We start from the raw sequence: 23,294 nt of genomic DNA, 5'->3' as shown, positions 1-23,294 counted from the left end.
ACATGTCCAAGCAGTGCGCTCGCACTCCTGCCGTCTGAGCGCGCTGCATCAGCCGCCCGCAGCACATGCGCGCAGCATGCTTGAACCCGGCAGGGGCGTCCCCACCTCATTGGAAACCCCCGGAGGACCCATGGACCCCAGCCAGAATCCCAACATCGTTCACGCCACCACCATCATTTCGGTTCGGCGTGGTGGGCACGTCGCCGTTGCCGGCGATGGTCAGGTCACGCTTGGCCATACCGTCATGAAGGGCAATGCGCGCAAGGTGCGCCGGCTTGGCCGCGAGGGTCAGGTGCTGGCCGGTTTCGCCGGCGCTGCCGCCGATGCGTTCACCTTGTTCGAGTTGTTCGAAGCCAAGCTCGACAAGCATGGCCAGCTGACTCGCGCAGCGGTGGAATTGGCCAAGGATTGGCGCACCGAGCGCCGCCTGGGCAAGCTCGAAGCCCTGCTTGCGGTCGCCGATAAAGAGACCTCGCTGATCATCAGCGGCACCGGCGATGTGATCGAACCGGAAGACGGCATCATCGCCATCGGTTCGGGTGGTTCGTACGCCTTGTCGGCCGCCCGCGCGCTGTTGGCGCACACCGAACTGGATGCCAAGACCATCGCCACCGAAGCGATCCACATCGCTGGCGATATCTGTATCTATACCAATCGCAATGTGGTGGTCGAAGAGCTGTGAATCGGGAGTGGGGAATTAGGAATCGCAACAGCGGTTTCGTCTCCACTCCAACGATATAGGTTCTTGATTCTTGCCCCACGATTCCCCATTCCCAATTCTCGACTTCCCAATGCCAAATCCCGATACCTCAACCATGACTCCGCGCGAAATCGTGCAGGAGCTCGACCGTCATATCGTTGGTCAGCACGATGCCAAGCGTGCGGTCGCCATTGCGCTGCGTAATCGCTGGCGCCGGATGCAGTTGCCCGAAGAACTGCGCAACGAAGTGATGCCCAAGAACATCCTGATGATCGGCCCCACCGGCGTCGGCAAGACCGAGATCGCGCGACGTCTGGCCACATTGGCCAATGCGCCGTTCGTCAAGGTGGAAGCCACGCGCTTTACCGAAGTGGGCTACGTCGGCAAGGACGTGGAACAGATCATTCGCGATCTGGCCGATACCTCGGTCAAGCTGTATCGCGAGCAGGCCAAGGTGCGCGTGCGCAACCAGGCCGAAGAGCGCGCCGAAGACCGCATTCTGGATGCGTTGCTGCCGCGGCGTGCCGCCGGGATTGGTTTCGACCCGGAGGCTGCGCGTCACGAGCCGTCGTCGCAAGACAACGAAACCCGCATCAAGTTTCGCCGCATGCTGCGCAATGGCGAGTTGGACGAGCGCGAGATCGAACTGGACGTTGCGGTCAACGCCAGCATGGACATCATGACCCCGCCGGGCATGGAAGAAATGGGCCAGCAGCTGCGGCAGATGTTTTCCAACCTGGGCAGCGGCAAGTCGCAGAAGCGCAAACTCACCATCAAGGCCGCGCGCCCGCTGCTGATCGAAGAAGAGGCCGGCAAGCTGGTCAACGAAGACGACGTACGTGCAGCGGCGATCGAAGCCTGCGAGCAGCACGGCATCGTGTTCATCGATGAGATCGACAAGGTCGCCAAGCGTGGCGAAGCCGGTTCGACCGGTGGCGATGTCAGTCGCGAAGGTGTGCAACGCGATCTGTTGCCGCTGGTGGAAGGCTCCAACGTGTCGACCAAGTACGGCACGGTCAAGACTGACCATATCCTGTTCATCGCGTCCGGCGCGTTCCATCTGGCCAAGCCCAGCGATCTGATTCCCGAATTGCAGGGCCGCTTCCCGATTCGGGTGGAGTTGACCGCACTGACCAAGGCCGATTTCGTGCGCATCCTCACCGAGCCCAAGGCGGCATTGATCAAGCAGTACGAGGCCTTGTTGCAGACCGAGGGCGTTAACTTGACCTTCGGTGCCGATGCGGTGGACCGGCTGGCCGAAATCGCCGCGCAGGTCAACGAGCGCCAGGAGAATATCGGTGCGCGTCGTCTGCACACGGTGTTGGAGCGCTTGCTCGACACGCTCAGCTACGAAGCCCCGGATCGCGATGGACAGAGCGTCGCCGTGGACGCGGCGTATGTCGATGCGCAGTTGGGTGAGCTGGTGCAGGATCCGGATCTGAGCCGCTACATCCTTTAGGGAGGCAGGGTTTTGCAACGCAAAGGCCCGCCGATTCGGCGGGCCTTTGCGTTGCGTGCATCGCGCATCGAAATCAGCAGTGCGTGACATGCCTGGTTGCAGCGCGCCTGCACAAGGCTGCGCGGCGACTGCGTGCCATCGCTAGCGAGAAGCACCATGGCGCAGATTGGCGCTGTAGCGATGCAGTAACTCCATATGCACCTGTGCGTAGGCGGTGTCGGTCAGGCTGGTGGCCAGTGGCGAGGTGACTGCAGCCCGCGCCGCTTCCGCGCGCGCCTGGTCCAGATCTTCGCTGCGTGCGGCCAGATCGGCGAGCACGAATACCTTGTCCGGCTGCACTTCCACGTAGCCACCGCAGACATAGATCTGCAACGGCTCGCCGCTGACCGGGCGGATATGCAGCATGCCTTCGGCCAGGATGGTCAGCAGCGGCGTGTGCCGCGCCATCACGCCGAAGCGGCCCTCGCTTCCGGGAAGGCTGACCTCGCGCACTTCGCCGCTCCACAACGCACCGCTCAGGCTGACGATGTCCAGTTGCAGGGAATGTGTAGTGGGAGTGTTGGACACCTGTTCGTTTTCCGCTGCCATCAATGATCCACCGGGTAAAACGCGAGCTTAGCGCCGGGCGCGTCAAAAGACCTTGATTGATATCAACCCGGATGAGCGTGCCAGGCAGTGCGTGCCGATGGCACGCGCAACGCGGCGTGCGCTGCGCTTACGCGTGCGGGCAAGCGCTGTCCGGTCTGCTCAAGCGGCGTCAGTCTTCGCCGATGTCTTCGTTCCACACATCGGGGTTGGCGGAAATATAGCCGCCCAGCAGGTCGATGCATTCCTGGCTTTGCAGGTCGATGACGTTGACGCCGTGCTCGCGCAGCCAGGACACACCGCCCTGGAAGGTGACCGACTCGCCGACCACCACCGTGCCGATATTGAACTGGCGTACCAGCCCGCTGCAGTACCAGCATGGCGCCAGCGTGGTGACCATGATGGTGTCCTTGTAGCGGCGCTGGCGGCCGGCCTTGCGGAAGGCATCGGTCTCGCCGTGCACGGACGGGTCGTTTTCCTGCACGCGGCGGTTGTGACCGCAACCGAGCAGACGCCCGTCGTTGTGATACAGCGCAGCGCCGATCGGGATGCCGCCTTCGGCCAGGCCTTGGCGGGCCTCGGCGATGGCGGTGTCGAGCAGGGCGCGGTAGTCGGGGGTGGTGATCATGCAGGCTCCTGGGTGGCGGCGTCGGCGCGACGCCGCATGTCGATGTGGGGAATGCCGTCTTCCAGATACGCGGCGGAAGATGGCGTAAAGCCGTGTGCGGCATAGAACGCTTGCAGGTGCGATTGCGCACCCAGTTGCACGGCGCTGGCGGGCCAGTGTTGCTGCACCACGCGCAAGCCTTCGCGTAGCAGCGCATGCGCAAAGCCGTGACCACGCTGGGCGGCGGCAATGACCACCCGGCCGAGACTGGGTTCGGGATAACTCACGCCGGGCGGCAACACGCGCAGATACGCGGCCAACGCAGCGTCGTCAGTGCTGCCGAGCAGATGCAACACGCCCGGCAACATGTCCTTGCCGTCCAGCTCCGGATACGCGCACTGCTGCTCCACCACAAACACATCCGAGCGCAGCCGCAGCAGCGCATACAGCTGCGTGGTGCTCAGTTGCTCGAAGCGCAGACATTGCCAGCGCAGCGAGAGCGAATGGGAGGACGAAGAAGACATCACCGCATGATAGCGGCTGCGTCGGCTTAGAGTGGCTAACAAAACCTAGCGAGCGAGCGCCTGTCAGTGAGTGCAGCGGTTTTGTCGGGCGCATCTCGGTGGATGCAGTCAAAAGTCCAGATCAAACGCTGAGTGGGTCGAATGCGCGGTGCCCTCACCGCTCGCGGGACACGCCGCAAGTACGTCCATGTAGGCTCGGTGGCGGCATCCATGCCGCCACACGGTCCCGCAATCGGTGAGGACACCGCACCAGAGAGTTGATCGGTTGCTTTGTTTAAAACCATGCATAACGACCATCTCGACTGGTCCTTGCCCGCCCACCGTCGCGGGACCTTACGCGGCATGGATGCCGCGTAAGAGCTTACAAGGACGTACTTGCAGCGTGTCCCGCGATGGTGGGCGGGCAAGGCCCTGCAGCCAGGCAGCAGATCAGCCGGCCTGCAGTGGACTGGCGTGAAGTAGTTTTGTTAGCCGCTCTTAGTCGACTGCGCTGCCGGTGTCGATTGCCACCACCACCGACATGCCCGCGCGCAGGCGCGCTGCCAGTGGCTGGCCGGGATCGACGCTGATGCGCAGCGGAATGCGCTGGGCGATCTTGACGAAATTGCCGGTGGCGTTATCGGCCGGCAACACGCTGAACTCCGAACCGGCGGCCGGGGAAATTTCCTGTACGCGCCCGTGCAGACGTGCATTGTTGAGCGCATCCACCGTGAAGCTGGCGGGCTGTCCGATGCGGATCTTCGCCATCTGGGTTTCCTTGAAATTGGCCACGATCCACAGCGTGTCCGGCACCAGCGACATCAGCTGTGTGCCATTGGTGACGTAGGCGCCCTGGCGCACGCCGAGCTGGCCAAGTTGGCCATCGCGCGGGGCAACGATGCGCGTGTTGTCCAGATTGATCTGCGCCAGTTGCACGGCCGCTTGCGCGTTGGCAACCGCCGCTTCCAGCGCGGCGCGATTGACGGTGACGCTGCGTGCATTTTCTTCGGCGGCCTGCACCGCGGCGCGTGCCTGCGCGACGCCGGCATCGGCCTGCGCGCGTGCGGCGAAGGCGGTGTCGCGATCCTGTTCGGAGACCAATTGCCGGCTGGACAGTTGCTGCGTGCGTGCGTACGCCGAACGGGTGCGATCGCGCTGCGCCTGATTGCTGCTCAGTGCGGCGCGTTGTTCGGCAATCGTCGCATCGGCGCTGTGCCGCTGCTGGTCCCAGTTGGACCGGTTGGCTTGCGCGGTCTGCACCTGCGCCCTGGCCTGTTCGAGTTGCTGGGCATAGATGCGGTCGTCGATTTTGGCCAGCAACTGGCCGTGCTTGACGTGCGCAAAGTCCTGCACCGGTACCTGCGTGACATAGCCGCTGACCTGCGGCGCGATCACGGTGATCTGCCCGTGCACCATCGCGTTCTCGGTACGCTCGATGGCACTGACGAACGGCGGCAGGTGCCATGCATACAGCACCAGCAACACGCCAATGAGCGCCAGCCCGCCGAAGCCGAGTGCGCCAGCGATGCGGCGACGTCTGCGACGTTGCTGATCGGCAAGAGAAGTTGAATCTGCAGGTGTATTCATGGGCGCGCAGTGGAAACAGGAGAGAGGGCCGACACGGGTGGGCGCAGATAGCGCCGCCACACCAGCACGGACAGGATCCATAGCCCGGTGGCGATGGCGATGCAGCCGATCGACAGAAACACGTCGTTATAGGCGAGCACATTGGCTTCGCGTGTGGCCACGCTGCCCAATGCACGCACGCCTTGGGCCTGGCGCAGGGCAGGGTCGCTGATGCTGCGGCCATACAGGCTTGCATAGGCTTGCACGCGCGCGGCCACTTGCGGGTCGCTCAACACCAGATGCTCGACCAACTGGCTGGAGTGGTATTTCTCCCGCACCACCTGCACCGTGCCGAGCAGGGCGCTGCCAAGCAGGCCGCCCATGTTCTGCGCCATGCCGAACAGCACCACGAAGCTGATCAGATTGCCGGGTTGCGCAATCACCCGGCCCAGCCCCGCGACCATTGCCGGGCCGATGAAGAAGGTGCTGCCGAAGGCCAGCAGGAACTGGCTGACGTACATCTGTTCGGGGCGCGTCAGGCTGGTGGCATCGGCATCCATGAAACAACCGATACAGATCGCGGCCACCGCAATGATCAGATGCTCGGCCACCCGCGCCGGATTGATCAGCCACGCGCTGGCGGCCACGCCGGCCACCGCGCCCAGCAGCATCAGCGCGAACAAGGTCTGCAACTGCGTGTTGGCCAACCCCAGGGTCTGGAAAAATCCAATCGCGCCGGTGCTTTGTTCGGACAGCACCAGCCGGATCAGCAGGATTGCCAGGCCCAGCCGCAGCATGTCGCCGCTGGCCAGCCAGCGCGTATTGATCATCGGGTTGCGGCGGTTGTGCTCGATCCACGCCGCCGTGCACAGCAGCACGATGGAAGCCGCCAACACCACGCCCAACCACGGCGTACTGGTCCACCACAACAGCCGCCCCAGCGAGAGCACCGCCGCCAACCCGGCCGAACCGGCGGCGAACAGGCTGAAGGTGAGGAAATCCAGCGGCTCGAACACCCGATAGCGGTCGCTCGGCGGCAGCTTGAGCGCCAGCACGCAGGCCAGCGCGAACACCGCCAGGCCGCATTCGAACAGGTACAGGCCCTGCCACTCGCCAAATTCCAGTAAGTCGGTGGAAAACACCCTGGCCAGCGGCAGCGCCAACTGCGTGACCCCCAGCCCGGTGACCACCGCCTTGAGCCGGTACCTGGCTGGAAACGCCTGGATCACGTAATACAGCCCCAGCGAACTGAGCGCCGCGCCGACCAATCCGTGCGCGGCACGCACGGTAATGGCCGAGCTCAGGCTGTGCACGAACAGATGCGCGAAGGCGATGGCCGCATACAGCGCCAGGAAGATTTCGGTGAACCGGCGCAGCCCGAACTGCTGGCGAAACTTCACCAGCAGCAGGTTGGCCGACATGTTGGTCATCACATAGGCGGCCGGCAGCCAGGCCATTTCAGTGGCGTAGGCGCCCAGCGTGCCTTGCAGATAGGTCAGGTTGGCGGTGACCAGCGCATTGCTCAGCCCACCGGTCAGCGCCACCACCACGCCGACCAGCCCGTACTGGATGCGCCGCCGGGTGGGGTGCAGGGGCGTGGAGGCCGACCCCGGCAGGGTGGGCTTCTCATGGGGCTGCCAGTCGCGCTGGACGTACTTGTCGCGCACCGAATGCTCGCTGGGCCAGTCGCTGAAGAAGACGGCGATTGTGGTCCGGTTGCGGTCATGGCGGCGTCAGCAGTGCGATAATCCGCCCATGAGCGAATCTCCCTATACCTCCGGCACCACCCATTTCGGCTTTCGCGATGTCGCTGCCAAGGACAAGCAGAAGCTGGTCGGCGAAGTCTTCACCTCGGTCGCGCGCAACTACGACCTGATGAACGATCTGATGAGTCTGGGCGTGCACCGCGCTTGGAAACGCTACTTCGTGGCGACCGCGCAGGTGAAGCCGGGCGACCGCGTGCTGGATCTGGCCGGCGGTACCGGCGATATCGCGGTGCTGCTCAAGGAGCGTGTGGGCAATGAGGGCGCGGTGGTGTTGGGCGACATCAACGCCGGCATGCTCTCGGTGGGCCGCGACCGGCTGACCAACCGTGGCCTGGTGGCCGGCTTCGACTACGTGCAATGCAATGCCGAGGCGCTGCCGTTCCCGGATCAGAGCTTCGATCTGGTGACCATCTCCTTCGGCCTGCGCAACGTCACCGATAAAGACGCCGCGCTGCGCGAGATGTACCGCGTGTTGAAGGTGGGCGGGCAGGCGCGCGTGCTGGAATTTTCCGAAGTCACCGCCGATTGGTTCAAGCCGATCTACGACTTCCACTCGTTCAAGATTTTGCCCAAGCTGGGCCAGCTGTTCGCACGCGATGCCGACAGCTACCAGTACCTGGCCGAGAGCATCCGCAAGCATCCGCCGCAGGAATCGCTCAAGGGCATGATGGGCGAGGCCGGATTTGCGCGTTGCCACTTCAAGAATCTGACCGGCGGCATCGTGGCGATCCACTCCGGTTACAAGATCTGAGCGTGATACCACGCTGCGTTGGCTGAGCGTCTGGTCCGGCGTGCATCGCGCGCCGGATATCGCGCAAGGACGCTGCGCTTGTGTTCGCTTGCCGCGCCATCACGACTTGCGCGCCTGCGTTTGCCGACAAACTTTTGAGACTCCCGTCGCGTTGGCTCCACCAATGGTCGGCGACACTAGGCCACCTTTCGCTGGAGACGTGCATGCGCTTGTACGCAGGGCTGTCGCGCGTGTTTCCTCGCTCCTTCAGCGCCAAGCTGCTGGCGGTGACGTTTGTCGGCATCCATCTGCCGCTGCTGTTGCTGATCGTCTGGCTGGCATCGCAAAGCGAGTTGGGTGGACGCCCGCTGTGGTCGGTGGTGATCGTGGCATTGCTGGCCACACTGGCGGGCACTGCGCTGACGCTCTCTGCACTGTATCGCCTGCTCGCGCCACTGCGCATCGCCGCCGACGCGCTGGATGCGTATTACGCCGATCAACGCCTGCCTACGCTGCCCGAACATGGCGACGACGAGTTGGGGCGTTTGCTGCGCGGCATCAATCGCAGCCTGCGCGGTATCGATGCCGGCATGCGCGATCTCAAGAAGCACGCCTTGTTCGATTCGCTGACCGAGGCGTTGAACCGGCGCGGGTGCGAGCAGGCGATGCTGGACTCGGTCACCGCCGCGCAGCGCGAAGGCTGGCCGTTCGTGTTGTTCGTGCTGGACATGGACAACCTCAAGACGATCAACGACCGTTTCGGCCATTTGGCCGGTGACCGCGTGTTGGTGCGGCTGGTGGAATCGGCGTACGGCTGGCTCGGTGCGCAGGACTGGATCGGGCGTTGGGGCGGTGATGAATTTTTAATCGGCGTGCATGCCGGCGAAGACGAGGCCACGCTCAAACTCAATCAATGGCTGTCGATGCTCGAACGCGACGATGCCGACGAAGCGCCGCTGCATGTCAGCGCCGGCAGCGCGGTCTGCGAGCAGGGTCTGGATGCCACCGAGTTGTATCGGCGCGCCGATGCGGCGATGTACCGCGCCAAGTTCTCCGGCGGCCGGCGCCTGGTGCGCGACGGGCACGACACCCCGCGCAGTCATCCGGTGACCTGAGCCGCCAGCGATGGCACGGGCAGGCAGCGGCCCAGAGCGTTAAAATGCCCGATTCCCCTTGCCGCGGTGCCGTCGATGCGCTTCCCGTTCCTGTCGCTGTCCCTGGCCGTCTCCATTGCGCTGGCCGGCTGTTCCAACGAGTCCACACCGCCAGCCGCGACCAACGCGGCACCGGCCGCCACCGCCAAGGCCCCCGTGAAAGCAGACGCCCGCAACCACGACGAAAGCTCCTACGCCCAGCCGCAGCTGGTGGTCATCAAGGATCTGGCGCTGGACCTGAAGCTGGATTTCGACGCCAAGCAGATCGGCGGCACTGCGACTTACACCCTGGAGTGGAAGGACAAGGCCGCCAAACAACTGGTGCTGGATACGCGCGAGCTGAGCATCGCGCAGGTGCAGGCCGACGATGGCAAGGGCGCGCTGGCGCCGCTGCAGTTCGCGCTGGCGCCGGCCGACAAGACCTTCGGCAGCAAGCTCACCATCGAAGCGCCGAACCAGCCGGCCAAGGTCGTGATCACCTATCACACCGCGCCCACTGCCTCGGGCCTGCAGTGGCTGGAGCCGTCGATGACCGAAGGCAAGCAGCTGCCTTTCATGTTCAGCCAGTCGCAGGCGATCCACGCGCGCAGCTGGGTGCCGTTGCAGGACACCCCGAGCGTGCGCTTCACCTACAGCGCGCATGTGACCTCGCGCCCGGACGTGATGGTGCTGATGAGCGCCGACAACGACCCCAAGGCCGCGCGCGATGGCGATTACAGTTTCAAAATGCCCGAGCCGATTCCCTCGTATCTGCTGGCGATTGCCGCAGGCGATGTAGTGTTCAAGCCGATCTCCGCGCGCTCGGGCGTGTGGGCCGAGCCGGCCATGGCCGACAAGGCCGCCAAGGAATTCGAAGACACCGAAAAGATGATCGGTGCCGCCGAAAAACTCTATGGCCCGTATCGCTGGGGCCGTTACGACATGCTGGTGCTGCCGCCGTCGTTCCCGTTCGGCGGCATGGAAAATCCGCGCCTGACCTTTGCCACGCCCACCGTGATCGTCGGCGACAAGTCGCTGGTCTCGCTGGTCGCGCACGAACTGGCGCATAGCTGGTCGGGCAATCTGGTGACCAATGCCAGCTGGAAGGACATCTGGCTCAACGAAGGCTTCACCACCTACGTGCAGGCGCGCATCACCGAGGCGTTGTACGGCGCGGAGATGGCCGAGATGGAGCGCGAGATCGACCAGGGCGATCTGCTGGCCGAAGTAAAGGACATGGCGCCGGCCGACCAGGCGCTGGCACTGCCGCCGCTGGCCGAGCGTGACCCCGACGAAGCCTTGAGCCAGGTGGCCTACGTCAAGGGCGCTTGGTTCCTGCAGTTCCTGGAGCAACGCTTCGGGCGCGAAGTGTTCGACCCGTTCCTGCGCGGCTGGTTCGACGATCACGCCTTCCAGAGCGCCACTACCGACCAGTTCGTCGAGTACCTCAACAAGAACCTGCTGGACAAGCATCCCAACACGGTCAGCGCGGCCGAAGTGGATGCGTGGTTGAAGCAGCCCGGCATCCCGGCGTTTGCGGCCAAGGCGCGCTCGCGCAGCTTCTCGATCGTGGATACCGCACGCATCGCCTGGAGCGGCAGCGGCACGCTACCCAACAAGCAGGTCACCGGCGAATGGGGCACGCAGGAATGGGTGCATTTCCTCAGCGGCATGGGCGCGACCTTGAAGCCGGAACAGCTCAAGCAACTGGATGATGCCTACCACTTCACCGGCACCCCGAACGGCGAAATCGCGATGCGTTGGTACCCGCTGGCGATCCGTAGCGGCTACACCGACGCACAGGCCGCAGCAGGCGAGTTCATCGAACGCGTCGGTCGCCGCAAGCTGGTGCTGCCGATCTACGCCGAGTTGTTGAAGACCCCGGACGGCATCGCCTTCGCCGAACAGGCCTTCGAAAAGGCCAGGCCCAGCTATCACCCGATCACCACCGCCTCGGTGGCCGAGATGATCGCCAAGGCCAAGGCGGCACCGGCCAAGCAGCTGTAATGGCAGGGGAGGGCGTGCAGACGCCCTCCCGCTGCTTCCATCGCTGTTGTAGGAGCGCACCCGGGCGCGATGTGGCATTCCCGGTGCAGCCCCATCGCGCCCGGGTGCGCTCCTACAGTGTCCGGCCGTCTGATCACGGGCAGGTTGTCTGCGCAAGCCGTTGATCAATTCCATCGGGGCAGGCTGGTATCGTTGCCATTGAATTCGCCCCGGAGTCGACGATGAAGTATCTGCTGAGCGCGGCCCTGTGCGTCGCTGCATTGAGTGGATGTACTGACCGCGAGGCACAACGTCAGGCGCAGGAGACCGCGCAGGCACAAGCCAAGGAACAGCAAGCCGATGCGCTCGCCAAGCAATACGACGAGGCAGTGAAGGCTGAAAACTGGGATATGGCACGCGCGCATGGCGCCGCGTTGCTGGAAGGCTACGCCGGCACCGCTGCGGCCACGCGCATCGAGCCCGGTTACGCCGACATCAAGGCCAAGGGCGAGCAGGCGCGCGAACTGCGCCGCATGCAGGCGTTATGGCAGTACTCGCAGGTGCCGGCCAAGGGCGGCACGCAGCGCTCGGCGATGATCGATGCCAAGGAACGCGTGGACGTGGACGGTAGCGGCCCGAAGCCGGTGAGCCTGGTGTTCCGCGATCACCCGCAGTGGAAGCGCCACAGCTATCTGGTGCTCAAGGCCGGCGACTTCAACTGCTACAGCGGCTGCAAGGTGCAGGTCTCGGCCGACGGCGGCGCAGCGCGCCCGATGGCCGCGCATCGCCCCGACACCGATGAAGCGATTGCGATGTTCATCGACGACGACAAGGCGCTGTGGAAATTGGTGCGCAATGCCAAGCGCGTCAGCATCGCGTTCCCGGTGAAAGCCGGCGGCACGCGTACCGCCGAGTTCGAAGTGGGTGGGCTGGATAACACGCAGATGCCGGGCTGGAAGTAGACGCCACTGCCGACCGCGCGGCACATAGACGCGCGGTCGGTGCACTGCATCGGCGTGTGCCCCGCGTCTATCCTGGCGATTGCGCAAGGTGTGCATTCGCCTGACGATTGCCTGCCGTGTTGCGTTCACCACTCTCACGTCTTCGCACGTATGCACGTATGGACTGCATGACCATCACACAGACATCTCCCGCGTTGTCCGACTACCGCCACTGGGTCTTCGACATGGATGGCACGTTGACCGAAGCCGTGCATGATTTCGCATTGATTCGACGCGTGTTGGAGATCCCGTCCGAGGCCGACATCCTGCATCACCTGGCATCGCTACCTGCCGACCAGGCTGCTGCCAAACACGCATGGTTACTCGAGCACGAGCGTGAGCTCGCATGGACCGCACGCGCCGCGCCCGGTGCAGTGGAACTGGTGCGTGCATTGCAGGCGGCCGGATGCCAACTCGGCATGCTTACCCGCAACGCACGCGAACTGGCGCAGCTGACGTTGCAGGCGATCGGCCTGCACGATGCATTTGCCTGGGACACCATCGTCGGCCGTGACGAGGCCGCGCCCAAACCCGCGCCCGATGGCCTGCAGTATTTCGAACGACGCTGGTCGGTCGACGGTGCGGCATTGGTGATGGTCGGCGACCACCACAACGACCTGGCCTGCGGTCGTGCCGTTGGCGCCTGCACGGTGCTGGTCAACACGCCGGGTGACCCCTGGCCCGGCTTTGCCGACTGGCGTCTGCAGGATTGCACGCAGTTGCTGATGCGGTGGAAAGGCTAGCGCGCTGTCTGGCAAGCAGGCGCAAAGTGCGGATGGATCGATTGCGATGCAGCGCTCGTCGCACTGTCTTTGGATGAGGATGACGAGGGACTCCGTATCGCGGAGCTTGCCCGATGTATTCGATGGCAATGGCGGGCAAGCAGAGAAAGTGACTCGCGCCACACGGCGCATGAAAGTTCCCAGGGACGTTATCGCGCAACATCAAACGTCCACCTGACTAACAGTGACCCTCGGCCACGAAAATATCGATGCCGACGACATCGAATGCGTAAGTCCAAATGCATGGCATCGACCTGCAGTGCTTGCCAACCAGCAGGCGCGAACAGTGGGAGCGCGGTGCCGTATCCGGGTGCGGGACCGTGTGGCGGCATGGATGCCGCCACCGAGCCTCCACGGACGGATTCACGGCGTGTCCCGCTCCCGGATGCGGCGCCGCGCATCGATGAACCCTGCGCATGACGCCTGCCGGTTGTGCGCTAAGACTTCGATCTGCTGAGGGCGCTTGCACGCGTACCAGCGTAGGACACGCCGCAAGTACGTCCGTGTAGGCTCTTACGCGGCATCCATGCCGCGTAAGGTCCCACGCCGGTACGCGCGCAAGCGCCAACGATTTCGGTCGATGTCTGACGGAAAAACGGGGCCTGATTTACATGCAGTGTGTTGGAACAAGGCGTGCCAGCAAAAGCTGCGGACGCGACCTGATGCAGCCAGCAGCGAGCAAAACCCGCAGTCATTGCCATGGCACTTGCTGACTGGCAAAACCGAACCATCTGCACCACCGATGTAACAGCACGCCCGGTGCAAACTGTGCCAAAACCGTGACAGTGCGCCTCGCTCAAGCGACTGCCATCACAGCAAAGCCCCGCTGCCCCGACATGGTGCATCGCACCAGTGCACTGGCATGGCGTTTGCTCTCTTCTCCCTCGACGTTTCCGACGTCTGCGACGCAACTGGCTGCAACAGTGCCTGCGCTGCGGATGTTTCAACCAACTGGTTGTTCAATCGAAGGGGTAGACGCATATGCATCAATCTTCCTGTCGCAGCATTCGCAGCGGTGCGCTGCTCATGCTTGCGCTGAGCGCCGCGCTGTCCGGCTGTAAAAAGGACGCCGCCACTGAAACTGCAGCGCCCGCACCGGCAGCCGCGCCCGCCGCTGCGCCGCCGGCCGCCGCCGTGGTCGACACCGATGGCGAATTCACCACCAATGCCAGCAACCCGGATAACTGGGGCGGCATCGGGCGCGACTTCGCACTTACCCGGCATAGCCCGCTGGCCGAAATCAATCGCGACAACGTCAAGAATCTCAAGATGTCGTGGGAGATGAAGACCGATGCCACGCGCGGCCACGAAGGCCAGCCGCTGGTGATCGGCAGCATCATGTACATGGTCAGTGCCTACCCGAACAACGTGTTTGCCATCGACCTGGCAGCGCAGGACGACGGCGGCAAGGTGTTGTGGAAATACACCCCGCAACAGGACGAACGCTCGGTGGCGGTGGCGTGCTGCGATACGGTCAACCGCGGCGCTTCGTATGCCGATGGCAAGCTGGTGTTCGGCAGCCTGAGCGGCGATGTGATCGCACTCGATGCCAAGACCGGCAAGGAAGTGTGGAAGCAGAAACTCGGGCATCCGGACAAGGGCGAAACCATCACCATGGCGCCGATCATTGCCGACGGCAAAGTGATCGCCGGCATCAGCGGCAACGAGTTCGGCGTGCTCGGGCGCGTGGCGGCCTACAGCCTGGCCGATGGCAAGCAGGTGTGGTCCTGCGATGCGGCCGGTACCGATAAATCGATCTGCCTGGGTGCGGATTTCAACAAGGCCAACCCGCAGCATGGCCAGCTCGGCGATCTGGGTGTGAAGACCTTTCCCAACGACGAATGGAAGCGCGGCGGCGGCGCGGCCTGGGGCTGGTATAGCTATGACCCGAAGTTGAAGCTGCTCTATTACGGCACCGGTAATCCCGGTCTGTGGAGCCCGTCGTATCGCTGCGGCAAGACTTCGCAGGAGGAATGCAACAACGGCGAGCATGACAACAAGTGGTCGATGACCCTGTTCGCCCGCAAGATCGATACCGGCGAAGCGGTGTGGGGCTATCAGAAGACCCCGTTCGACCAGTGGGATTACGACGGCATCAACGAGCCGATCCTGGTCGATCTGACCATCGACGGCAAGGAAGTTCCCTCGGTGGTGCAGTTCGATCGTAACGGCTTTGCGTATGTGCTCGATCGTCGCGACGGCACCTTGCTGCGCGCGCACAAGTTCGTGCCGGCCAACTGGGCCGAACGCATCGACATGAAGACCGGCCGCCCGGTCAAGGTGGCCGCGCATTCGCCACTGGAACGCGGCAAGAAAGTGCAGGCGTTCCCCTCGGCAATGGGCGGCAAGGACCAGCAGCCGTGCTCGGTGGACCCTGCCAATTCGGCGGTGTTCTTCTGCGGCACCAACAACTGGCATATGGAGCTGGAACCGCAGGAACGCGGCAACACCATGATGGGTCTGCCCTACGTGTTCGCCAACGTGATGATGAAGCCTAACGAGCCGGGTGCACTGGGCATCGTCAAGGCATTCGATGTGGTGGAAGGCAAGTCCAAGTGGGAGATCAAGGAGAAGTTCCCGGTGTGGAGCGGCACCCTGGTCACCGATGGCGGGCTGGTGTTCTACGGCACGCTGGATGGCTGGTTCCGTGCGGTGGACAAGGACACCGGCAAGAAGCTGTGGGAGATGAAACTGCCCTCCGGCATCATCGGCAACCCGATCGCCTACAAGGCCAATGGGCACCAGTACGTGGCAGTGTTCTCCGGCATCGGTGGCTGGATCGGCCTGCCGGTCGCCGCAGGTCTGGACCCGGCCGATCCGTATGGCGCGCTGGGCGCAGCCGGTCTGGCATTCGGTGCCGGCTTCGACAAGATCCCGCTCGGCGGCATGGTGCACACCTTCCGCATCGATGGCGCCGGCAAGACCGTGACCGCCAGTGCCACCGCTACCGCGGCCGCAGGTGGCGGCACCGCCAACGCCGCAGCGAAGACCGCACGATGAGATCCAGGCAAGGCGTTGCAAGCGCGCACCGGCAGCTGGCTGCCGGTACGCGTGGCATGAGCCGGCAGCTGCGTCAGCTGCTGGTGCTTTGCAGCCTCGGACTCGTCGCCGCAGGCTGCACACGCGAGCCGTCCTCACCGACGGCTCGCGCTTCTGATTCCGGTGCGGCGCCCACAGCGGCGCCTGCATCCACTGCAGCGCCAGCCTCCGCGCAAACGCCGGCCAACACGCCGCCACCTGCGCCCGATCCCACTGTGCTGCGGGTATGCGCCGACCCGGGCAACATGCCGCTGTCCAACAAGGCCGGCGAGGGCTTCCAGAACAAGATCGCGCAGGTCGTGGCCGATGCCATGGGCCGGCGCCTGGAATACGAGTGGCGCACCTACTACCAACGCGGGCTGGCACGCAGCACCATCAATGCCGGCCGCTGCGATGTGTTGATGGATCTCAACAGCGATTTCGAGCAGGGCCTGACCACGCGCCCGCTGTATCGCTCGGCCTATGTGCTGGTGACGCGCAAGGGTTTGGATCTGGTGCCGACCTCGCTGGACGACCCGGCACTGAAAAAGCTGCGGCTGGGCGTGTTCCAAAGCTCGCCCGCACGCCAGGCGTTATACGAGCACGGCATCAGCGGCGATGTGCAGTATCTGTTTTACGACTCGGCCACCGCGCCGGAAGAACATCCCGGCAAGTTGGTCGAACGCGTCGCCGCCAACGAACTGGATGCGGCCGAATCCTGGGGCCCGGTGGCCGGGTATTACGCGCAACGCAGCGGGCTGGGCGTGGTGCCGCTCAACACCATCGACGATTCGGTCTTGGAGTACTCGATGGCGTGGGCGGTGTCGCGCAAGAACGCAGACCTGCGCGATGCGTTGAACACGGCCCTGCAACAGAGCGCGGCAAAGATCGCCGAAATTCTGCGCAGTTACCACGTGCCGCTGGTGCGGTGTAGCGACTGCGTGGTGGCAGGCGATCTGGCATCGCACGGGCCGTATGCGACGCCGACGCCGGTCTCGGAGGCGCCGAGCCCGGCCGCGTCGTCGCAGGAACTGGCGCAGCTGCAACTGCGCATCGCCGACGGTGCCGACCCGAACCAGGAACTGGCGCATGCGCTGGATGCCGGCGATGGCGTGCGTGCGGCGTGGCTGTTGCGGCATGGCGCCGATGCCAATCGTCCCAACCTGCTCGGCGAGCCGCCGCTGCATCAGGCGATCCGCAATCAGGAACCGGACCTGGTCAGCCTGTTGCTCGATGCCGGTGCACGCCTGGATGCGCGCGATAGCAGCGGCTGGACCGCGTTGATGAAGGCGGCCTGGGCCAACGATGCCGACAGTGTGGCCAAGTTGCTGGGCAAGCGTGCACCGGTGGACACCGTCTCCAGCGATGGCTGGAGCGCGCTGGAGCTGGCGGTGTCTTACGCCGATGTCGGCGTGGTGCAGGCATTGCTGGCAGCGGGTGCGAACGCGCGGCGTGCCAATCCCACCGGGTTCACGCCGGTGATGTTTGCGGTAGCGCGTGACGACCCGGCGATTCTCGATGCGGTGCTGGCACGCGGGGCCGACGTCGGCCACGCAAACCAGGCCGGCGTCACCGCATTGATGCTGGCCGCAGCGGCCGGGCGCGAATCAGTGGCCAAGCGCTTGTTGGCGGCCGGTGCCGATCCTGCCGCACGCAATCGCGATGGCAAGACCGCCGCCGCGTTGGCGCAGGCACGCGGCGACACCGCGCTGGCCACGCTGCTCACAAAGGCCAAGCGTCCGTCTCGGCAATGACTTCGGCAATGACTGTGTCACCTGCCGCGTGCACGGGGTGCGCGGTGTTCCCTCCGATCAGAAAGGTTCGTCCATGCGCAAGTCCACTGTGGGTTGTTTCGATCGTTCCATGCGCGCACCGCTGTGCGCGTTGATGCTCAGCGTTGTGCTGGCCGCGTGCGGCAAGGAGGCGCCGCCATCAGCGCCCGCATCTGAGGCGGCCGCTCCGCCGGCTGCCAATACGCCTGCGCCGGCTACCGGTACCGCTGCGCCTGCAGCGGCGACCGCCGGGGTGCCCAACCCGGCCGCCGGGCCCGCGCCGGATCCGGCCACGGCACCGGCGCCGCCGGCTGCGGTCGTGCCGATTCCGAAGGGACCCGAGGTCAAGGTCACGCCCGAGCTGATTGCCGAAGGCAAGAAGATCTATTTCTCGGCCGGTTGCAACGCCTGTCACGGTGGCACCGGTGGCGGTGGCATGTGCCCGCCGTTGACCAACGATATCTGGGTATATGGCAGCGACGACGACACCTTGCGCGCGCTGATCAGCGAAGGCACGGCAGCGATGATCACCCACGGCAAGACCCGCGTTGGACATGAAAAAGTGGTCGGGCAGATGCCGCCGTTCGCGCCGGTGCTCAAGCCGGGCGACACCGAAAAATTGCTCGCCTTCATCCATTCGATCAACAAGACTGCGGGCAAGGCGCAATGAGGTCAGCGCTGATCAGGTGGCAGCGCGTCTATGTCGCAATGGTGCTGGGCGCGCTGCTCACAGTGGCGGGCTGCCAGCGCGACGCTGTTGCGCCTGCGGCGAGCACCGCACCTGCGACGGTGGTTGCTGCGACCCCTGCAGCAACTCCTGCAGCAGCACCGGCGCCCTCAATACCGCCGGTGTTTGCGTATGTGCCCAATCAGCGCAGCGGCACGGTCTCGGTGATCGATACGCACACCGATACGGTGGTGCGCACGCTCAGTGCGCAAGGCCAGCTCGGCAAACGCCTGCAGCAGCTGTTGCCGGGCCCGCACGGGCATCTGTATCTGATCGATGCCGAGCATCATCGTTTGATCGAACTCGATACCGAAAAAGATGCGGTGCTGCGCAGCGTGCAGATCGGCGAGAACGCCGAAGGCATCGCGTTGTCGCCGGATGGCAAACAGTTCGCGGTGTGTGTGGAAGGGCAGAATCAGGTGATGTTGATCGATGCCGCGCAGTTCAAGCTGCAGCAGGTGATCGCCACGCGCGGGCAGGCGCCGGAGCATTGCGCCTATACGCCGGACGGGCAGTGGTTGCTCACCAGTAACGAAGGCTCCAACGACATGGACATGATCGAGCTGGCCACCCGTCAATCGCGCGGTGTGGTCGCCACCAGCGGCCATCCGCGCGGCATGGCGTTCGCACCGGACGGGCATAGCGTGTACATCGCGCAGGAAACCGCCAACGTGGTGGACGTGATCGACCTGAAAGCGCGGCAACGCCGCGCCAGTCTGCCGGCCGGCGTGCGCACGGCGGGGGTGGCGTTGTCGGCCGATGGCGCGCGGTTGTACGCATCCAATGGCGGTGCCGGCACGGTCAGCGTGATCGACACCAAAAGCGCACGCAGTCTTGCCGAAATTGCAGTGGGGCTGCGGCCGTGGAATCCGGCGCTGACACCGGCCGGCGACAAGCTGTATGTCGCCAACGGGCGCTCGAACACGGTGAGCGTGATCGACACCGCGACGTTGCAACAGATCAAACAGATCCCCGTCGGCGAATTGCCGTGGGGCGTGGTGATCGCGCGCTGAGCGGCGGCCATGCCGACGCGCGCCAGGGAGGCCGGATGAAGACACGCGCTGCGGTGGCATGGGGTCCGCACCAGCCGCTGACCATCGAAGAGGTGGACCTGCAGCCGCCGCGGCCCGGCGAGGTGCTGGTGCGCCTGGTCGCCACCGGTATCTGCCATGGCGATGCGCATGCATTGGCGCACGGGCACGCGGGCAGCTTTCCGGTGATCCTGGGGCAGGAGGGCGCCGGCATCGTCGAAGCCGTGGGCATCGGCGTCACCAGCGTGCGTGTCGGCGATCACGTGATCCCGCTGTACATGCCCGAATGCGGCGTGTGCAAGTTCTGTCGCTCCGGTCGCACCAACCTGTGCCAGGCGATCCGCGGCAGCCAGGAGCGCGGGCTGATGCCCGATGGCAGCAGCCGCTTTTCATTGAACGGGCGGCCGATCCTGCATCACATGGGCACCAGCACGTTTTCCGAATACACGGTGTTGCCGGAGATCGCGGTGGCGCGTATCCATCCGGATGCACCGCTGGATCAGGTCTGCCTGCTCGGCTGCACGGTCACCACCGGTGTCGGTGCGGTGCTCAACAGCGCGCATGTGCGGCCCGGCGATTGCGTGGCGGTGTTCGGGCTGGGCGGCATCGGCTTGTCGGTGGTGCAGGGCGCGGTGCTGGCGCAGGCCGGGCGCATCATCGCAGTGGATATCGATCCAGCCAAATTCGCGCTGGCGCGTGCGTTGGGCGCCACCGATTGCCTGGATCCGCGCGACTACGGCGCACCGATCCAGCAGGTGATCGTGGACCTCACCGACGGCGGCGCCGACCACAGTTTCGAATGCGTCGGCGATGTCGGTGCGATGCGCGCGGCACTGGAGTGCTGCCACAAGGGCTGGGGCGAGAGCGTCATTCTCGGCGTGGCCGACGACGCGCAGGAAATCAGCACGCGCCCGTTTCAACTGGTGACCGGGCGGGTCTGGCGCGGTAGCGCATTCGGCGGGGTAAAAGGGCGCAGCGAGCTGCCTGGCTACGTCGAGCGCTATCTGCAAGGCGACATCCAGCTGGCGCCTTTGATCACGCGCACCCTGGCGTTGGACGACATCAATCAGGCGCTGGCGGATCTGCGTGCAGCGCGCGGCATCAAATCGATCGTGCTTTATTGAGGGAGAGAACATGAGGTCGACGCATCACTTACTGGGGTATCGCAGCACACCGCCGTTTCGCGCCGCACGCCATGGCCGCAATGCATTGCAACGACATCGGCTTGCCTGCGCCTGCGCAGCGCTGCTGTGCGCTGGTACGATCGGCACTGCAATGGCCGAAGACGCGCCGCAGGTGACCTGGCTGGACCGTATCGAGGTCACCGCCACACCGATTCCCGGCACCACCATCGACGCGGCGCAGTTGCCGTACATGGTGCAATCGGCCACCAATGGCGAGCTGTCGCGCGGGCGCAGCAACAACCTCAGCGATCTGCTGCAGCGGCGCTTTGTCGGTGTGGACGGCAATGATGTGCAAGGCAGTCCGTTCCAGAACGATCTCACCTTCCACGGCTTTCGCGCCTCCGCCTTGCCGGGCGCCTCGCAAGGGGTATCGGTGTATCTGGATGGCGTGCGTTTCAACGAACCGTTCGCCGATATCGTCAGCTGGGACATGCTGCCCGAGTCGGCAATCAACGCGGTGACCCTGATGCCCGGCTCCAATCCCTTGTTCGGGCCGAACACGCTCGGTGGTGCGGTGGTGCTGTCCACCGCCTCCGGTTTGACCGCACCTGGATTACAGGGCGAAGTGAGCATCGGCAGCGGCGCACGCAAGCGGCTGGACGCCAGTTACGGCCTCGTCAGTCAGGACGGGTGGCATGGCTTTGTCGCGGTCACCGGCTTCGATGAAAACGGCTGGCGCGATGCCTCCGAAGGTCGCCTTGGCACGCTGTTCGGCAAGGTCGGTAAGCAAGGCGAGCAGACCGATTGGAGCCTGTCGGTGCTGCACGGGCGCAGCCGCCTGATCGGCAATGGCTTGTTGCCGGATACGCGCTACACCGACGATGGCCCCGAGCCCGGCTTGTATCGCGCCGACCGCCGCTCGGTGTACACCTCGCCCGATCTCACCCGCAATCGCAATACGTTGTTCACCGCGCAGCTGGACCATCGTTTCGACGCGGACACCGCACTGCACGCACTGGCCTACTCGCGCGTGGGTCGTCGCGACACCGTCAATGGCGATATCGGCGAAGACTACGAAGAATTCGTCGAAGAATGCGCATCGGGTTATGCCGCCGATGGCAGCGCACTGGATGCCGATTGCGATGTGGCACGCGCCGATGCCGATGCATTGCCCAGCGGCGCGCTCAATACCACCCAGATGCGCCAGGAAGCGCAGGGTTTTGCGCTCAACCTGAGCAGACAATGGGGCGCGCATGCACTCAGCACCGGCGTGACCTTCGATCGCGGCCATGTGCGGTATCAGCAATTCGTCCGCGATGGTTGGGTGCAGCCAGACCGCTCGGTCGCCGCCGATCCGGATGCCGAGCGCGCGTTCTTTTCCGGCGTGCGCGGCAGCACCAAAACGCTGGGTGTGTTCGTCGCCGACACCTGGGCGCTGGACGCTGCTACTCATCTCACCGCTGCAGTGCGCTGGAACCATGTGGTGGTGGACAATATTCTTTCCACCGCCGAAGACGGCGACCGCCCGCGCGAGCGCTTCGTCTATGCGAAAGCAAATCCCTCGTTGGGGTTGACCCATCGGCTCGATTCGGGGCTGACGTTATACGGCTCGGTCGCGCAAAACAGCCGTGCGCCAACCGCGATCGAATTGGGCTGCGCCGATCCCACCCAGCCATGCCGCTTGCCGACCGGCCTGCAAGCCGACCCGCGCCTTGAGCAGATCATTTCGCGCACTTACGAACTCGGCGCGCGCTGGACGCCGTCGGCCAACACCAATGCCACGGTGTCGGTGTATCGCGCCGACAATCGCGACGATATTTTGTTCTTGCGCGCGCCGGACACACAGCTGGGTTACTTCGATAATGTCGGCCGCACCCGGTATCAAGGCGCAGATCTGTCGCTACGCCTGCGCAGCGGCGATTGGCAGTGGTCGGCCGGCTACAGCTTTCTGGATGCGACCTATCGCAGCGATGGCGAATTGCTTTCCGGCGAGCGTGTAATCACCTTGCGTCCCGGCTTACGCATCGCCGCATTGCCGCGCCACAACCTCAAGCTCGGGGTGGAATGGCAGCGCGATGCGCTGACCTTGGGCGCTGGTGTGCGTGCAGTCTCCGGGCGCGTGGCCAGCGGCAATGAAGATGGCCAGGTCGACAACGCCGAAGACGGCGAACCCGCACCCGAGCGTATCGACATCGGCACCGCCGGCTATGCGCTGGTAGACCTGCAGGCACGTTGGCAATTCAGTGACCGGCTATCGCTGTTTGCCCGCGTCGACAACGTCTTCAACCGCCGCTACGCGACATATGCGGCAGTGGCCGAAGATGTCTTCCCAGATGGCGAACTTGCGCGCCCGCAGGATGCGGCAGTGGAAACCGGCCCGGCCCGTTTTCTCGCGCCAGGTGTGCCGCGGCAGTATTTGATCGGCGTGCGCTGGGCGTTATGAGTGGGGCTGGGATTGGGGATTCGTGATTAGGGATTCGTAAGTCGTAAGCCCTTCTCGTTATCTGGATGATCCCAAGCCGCGCTGGTCGAGCGCGCGGTGTCCTCGCCGATTGCGTGACACGCCGTGAATCCATCCCTGGAGGCTCAGTGGCGGCATCCATGCCGCCACATGGTCCCGCAATCGGCGAGGCCACCGCACCAGAGAGTGAGTCGGTGGTCGTGTCAAAAGCTGCTTGTTGCTCGGGTGCATCGGGACGATGATCGGCCGCGGCGTTATCAGAACCTGTTCAAAGTCTGCCCGAAATATCCGATCATATGGAGATGAGAGCACGCTATCCCAGTGACATCAGCCGTGAGCAGTT

Annotated in this window: 18 protein-coding genes; 13 read left to right on the top strand and 5 right to left on the bottom strand. The window is 64.5% G+C overall.

Features of this window, described 5'->3' with window-relative positions; genetic code table 11:
• The first annotated feature begins 130 nt into the window (after positions 1 to 130).
• Together hslV and hslU are read left to right on the top strand one after the other, a co-directional pair.
• Complete coding sequence (hslV, locus tag XcyCFBP4188_RS20855; protein WP_006451318.1) at positions 131 to 682, top strand: ATP-dependent protease subunit HslV; 552 nt, start codon at positions 131 to 133, stop codon at positions 680 to 682.
• A gap of 109 nt (positions 683 to 791) precedes the next feature.
• A complete protein-coding gene (gene hslU / locus XcyCFBP4188_RS20850; RefSeq protein ID WP_104592795.1) occupies positions 792 to 2,159 on the top strand; it encodes an ATP-dependent protease ATPase subunit HslU in 1,368 nt (455 codons plus the stop codon).
• Between the two features lie 141 nt (positions 2,160 to 2,300).
• On the opposite strand, the gene atpC is transcribed toward hslU, so the two are convergent.
• The 5 genes from atpC to XcyCFBP4188_RS20820 form a co-directional block, all read right to left on the bottom strand.
• Positions 2,301 to 2,747 carry an ATP synthase F1 subunit epsilon gene (gene atpC / locus XcyCFBP4188_RS20845; protein WP_104592794.1) on the bottom strand — a complete coding sequence of 149 codons (447 nt, stop codon included), beginning with the start codon at positions 2,745 to 2,747 and terminating at the stop codon, positions 2,301 to 2,303.
• Positions 2,748 to 2,916: 169 nt separating this feature from the next.
• Positions 2,917 to 3,372 carry a nucleoside deaminase gene (locus XcyCFBP4188_RS20840; RefSeq protein WP_006451321.1) on the bottom strand — a complete coding sequence of 152 codons (456 nt, stop codon included), beginning with the start codon at positions 3,370 to 3,372 and terminating at the stop codon, positions 2,917 to 2,919.
• Positions 3,369 to 3,875 carry a GNAT family N-acetyltransferase gene (locus tag XcyCFBP4188_RS20835; protein ID WP_006451322.1) on the bottom strand — a complete coding sequence of 169 codons (507 nt, stop codon included), beginning with the start codon at positions 3,873 to 3,875 and terminating at the stop codon, positions 3,369 to 3,371. Before XcyCFBP4188_RS20835 ends, XcyCFBP4188_RS20840 begins: the two co-directional genes overlap by 4 nt.
• Positions 3,876 to 4,352: 477 nt before the next feature.
• On the bottom strand, positions 4,353 to 5,441 hold the full coding sequence (locus XcyCFBP4188_RS20825) for an HlyD family secretion protein (RefSeq protein ID WP_104592793.1): 1,089 nt from the start codon (positions 5,439 to 5,441) through the stop codon (positions 4,353 to 4,355).
• Positions 5,438 to 7,087 (bottom strand): efflux MFS transporter permease, encoded by a 1,650-nt coding sequence (locus XcyCFBP4188_RS20820; protein ID WP_104592792.1) that lies wholly within the window; start codon positions 7,085 to 7,087, stop codon positions 5,438 to 5,440. Before XcyCFBP4188_RS20820 ends, XcyCFBP4188_RS20825 begins: the two co-directional genes overlap by 4 nt.
• Positions 7,088 to 7,175: 88 nt before the next feature.
• Between XcyCFBP4188_RS20820 and ubiE the strand changes: the two genes are divergently transcribed.
• The 11 genes from ubiE to XcyCFBP4188_RS20760 all read left to right on the top strand — a co-directional run bounded on the left by ubiE (position 7,176) and on the right by XcyCFBP4188_RS20760 (position 22,933).
• Complete coding sequence (gene ubiE / locus XcyCFBP4188_RS20815; RefSeq protein WP_006452548.1) at positions 7,176 to 7,937, top strand: bifunctional demethylmenaquinone methyltransferase/2-methoxy-6-polyprenyl-1,4-benzoquinol methylase UbiE; 762 nt, start codon at positions 7,176 to 7,178, stop codon at positions 7,935 to 7,937.
• A gap of 203 nt (positions 7,938 to 8,140) precedes the next feature.
• Positions 8,141 to 9,031, top strand: coding sequence for a GGDEF domain-containing protein (locus XcyCFBP4188_RS20810; RefSeq protein WP_006452547.1), 891 nt, complete (start codon positions 8,141 to 8,143; stop codon positions 9,029 to 9,031).
• A gap of 75 nt (positions 9,032 to 9,106) precedes the next feature.
• Entirely contained in the window at positions 9,107 to 11,056 is a 1,950-nt protein-coding gene (locus XcyCFBP4188_RS20805) for a M1 family metallopeptidase (protein ID WP_006452546.1), read from the top strand.
• Positions 11,057 to 11,277: 221 nt separating this feature from the next.
• On the top strand, positions 11,278 to 11,997 hold the full coding sequence (locus XcyCFBP4188_RS20800) for a hypothetical protein (RefSeq protein WP_006452545.1): 720 nt from the start codon (positions 11,278 to 11,280) through the stop codon (positions 11,995 to 11,997).
• Positions 11,998 to 12,155: 158 nt separating this feature from the next.
• Entirely contained in the window at positions 12,156 to 12,779 is a 624-nt protein-coding gene (locus XcyCFBP4188_RS20795) for an HAD family hydrolase (RefSeq protein WP_006452544.1), read from the top strand.
• 1,020 nt (positions 12,780 to 13,799) lie between these two features.
• Entirely contained in the window at positions 13,800 to 15,818 is a 2,019-nt protein-coding gene (locus tag XcyCFBP4188_RS20785) for a methanol/ethanol family PQQ-dependent dehydrogenase (RefSeq protein ID WP_323699513.1), read from the top strand.
• Positions 15,815 to 17,590, top strand: a complete 1,776-nt coding sequence (locus XcyCFBP4188_RS20780; RefSeq protein ID WP_043909869.1) for a quinoprotein dehydrogenase-associated putative ABC transporter substrate-binding protein — start codon at positions 15,815 to 15,817, stop codon at positions 17,588 to 17,590. Before XcyCFBP4188_RS20785 ends, XcyCFBP4188_RS20780 begins: the two co-directional genes overlap by 4 nt.
• A 37-nt stretch (positions 17,591 to 17,627) precedes the next feature.
• Positions 17,628 to 18,278, top strand: coding sequence for a c-type cytochrome (locus XcyCFBP4188_RS20775; RefSeq protein ID WP_046932498.1), 651 nt, complete (start codon positions 17,628 to 17,630; stop codon positions 18,276 to 18,278).
• On the top strand, positions 18,275 to 19,348 hold the full coding sequence (locus tag XcyCFBP4188_RS20770) for a beta-propeller fold lactonase family protein (protein WP_043908285.1): 1,074 nt from the start codon (positions 18,275 to 18,277) through the stop codon (positions 19,346 to 19,348). The genes XcyCFBP4188_RS20775 and XcyCFBP4188_RS20770 overlap by 4 nt, the downstream gene beginning before the upstream one ends.
• A 35-nt stretch (positions 19,349 to 19,383) precedes the next feature.
• On the top strand, positions 19,384 to 20,490 hold the full coding sequence (locus XcyCFBP4188_RS20765) for an S-(hydroxymethyl)glutathione dehydrogenase/class III alcohol dehydrogenase (protein WP_006450049.1): 1,107 nt from the start codon (positions 19,384 to 19,386) through the stop codon (positions 20,488 to 20,490).
• 151 nt (positions 20,491 to 20,641) lie between these two features.
• A complete protein-coding gene (locus tag XcyCFBP4188_RS20760; RefSeq protein ID WP_006450050.1) occupies positions 20,642 to 22,933 on the top strand; it encodes a TonB-dependent receptor in 2,292 nt (763 codons plus the stop codon).
• Positions 22,934 to 23,294 lie beyond the last annotated feature (361 nt).

Source organism: Xanthomonas hortorum pv. cynarae (assembly GCF_002939985.1).
In the GTDB taxonomy this organism is placed as follows: Bacteria; Pseudomonadota; Gammaproteobacteria; order Xanthomonadales; family Xanthomonadaceae; genus Xanthomonas; species Xanthomonas hortorum_D.
Note: the sequence above shows the minus strand (reverse complement) of the source record. Positions and strands in the feature narration are given on the sequence as shown.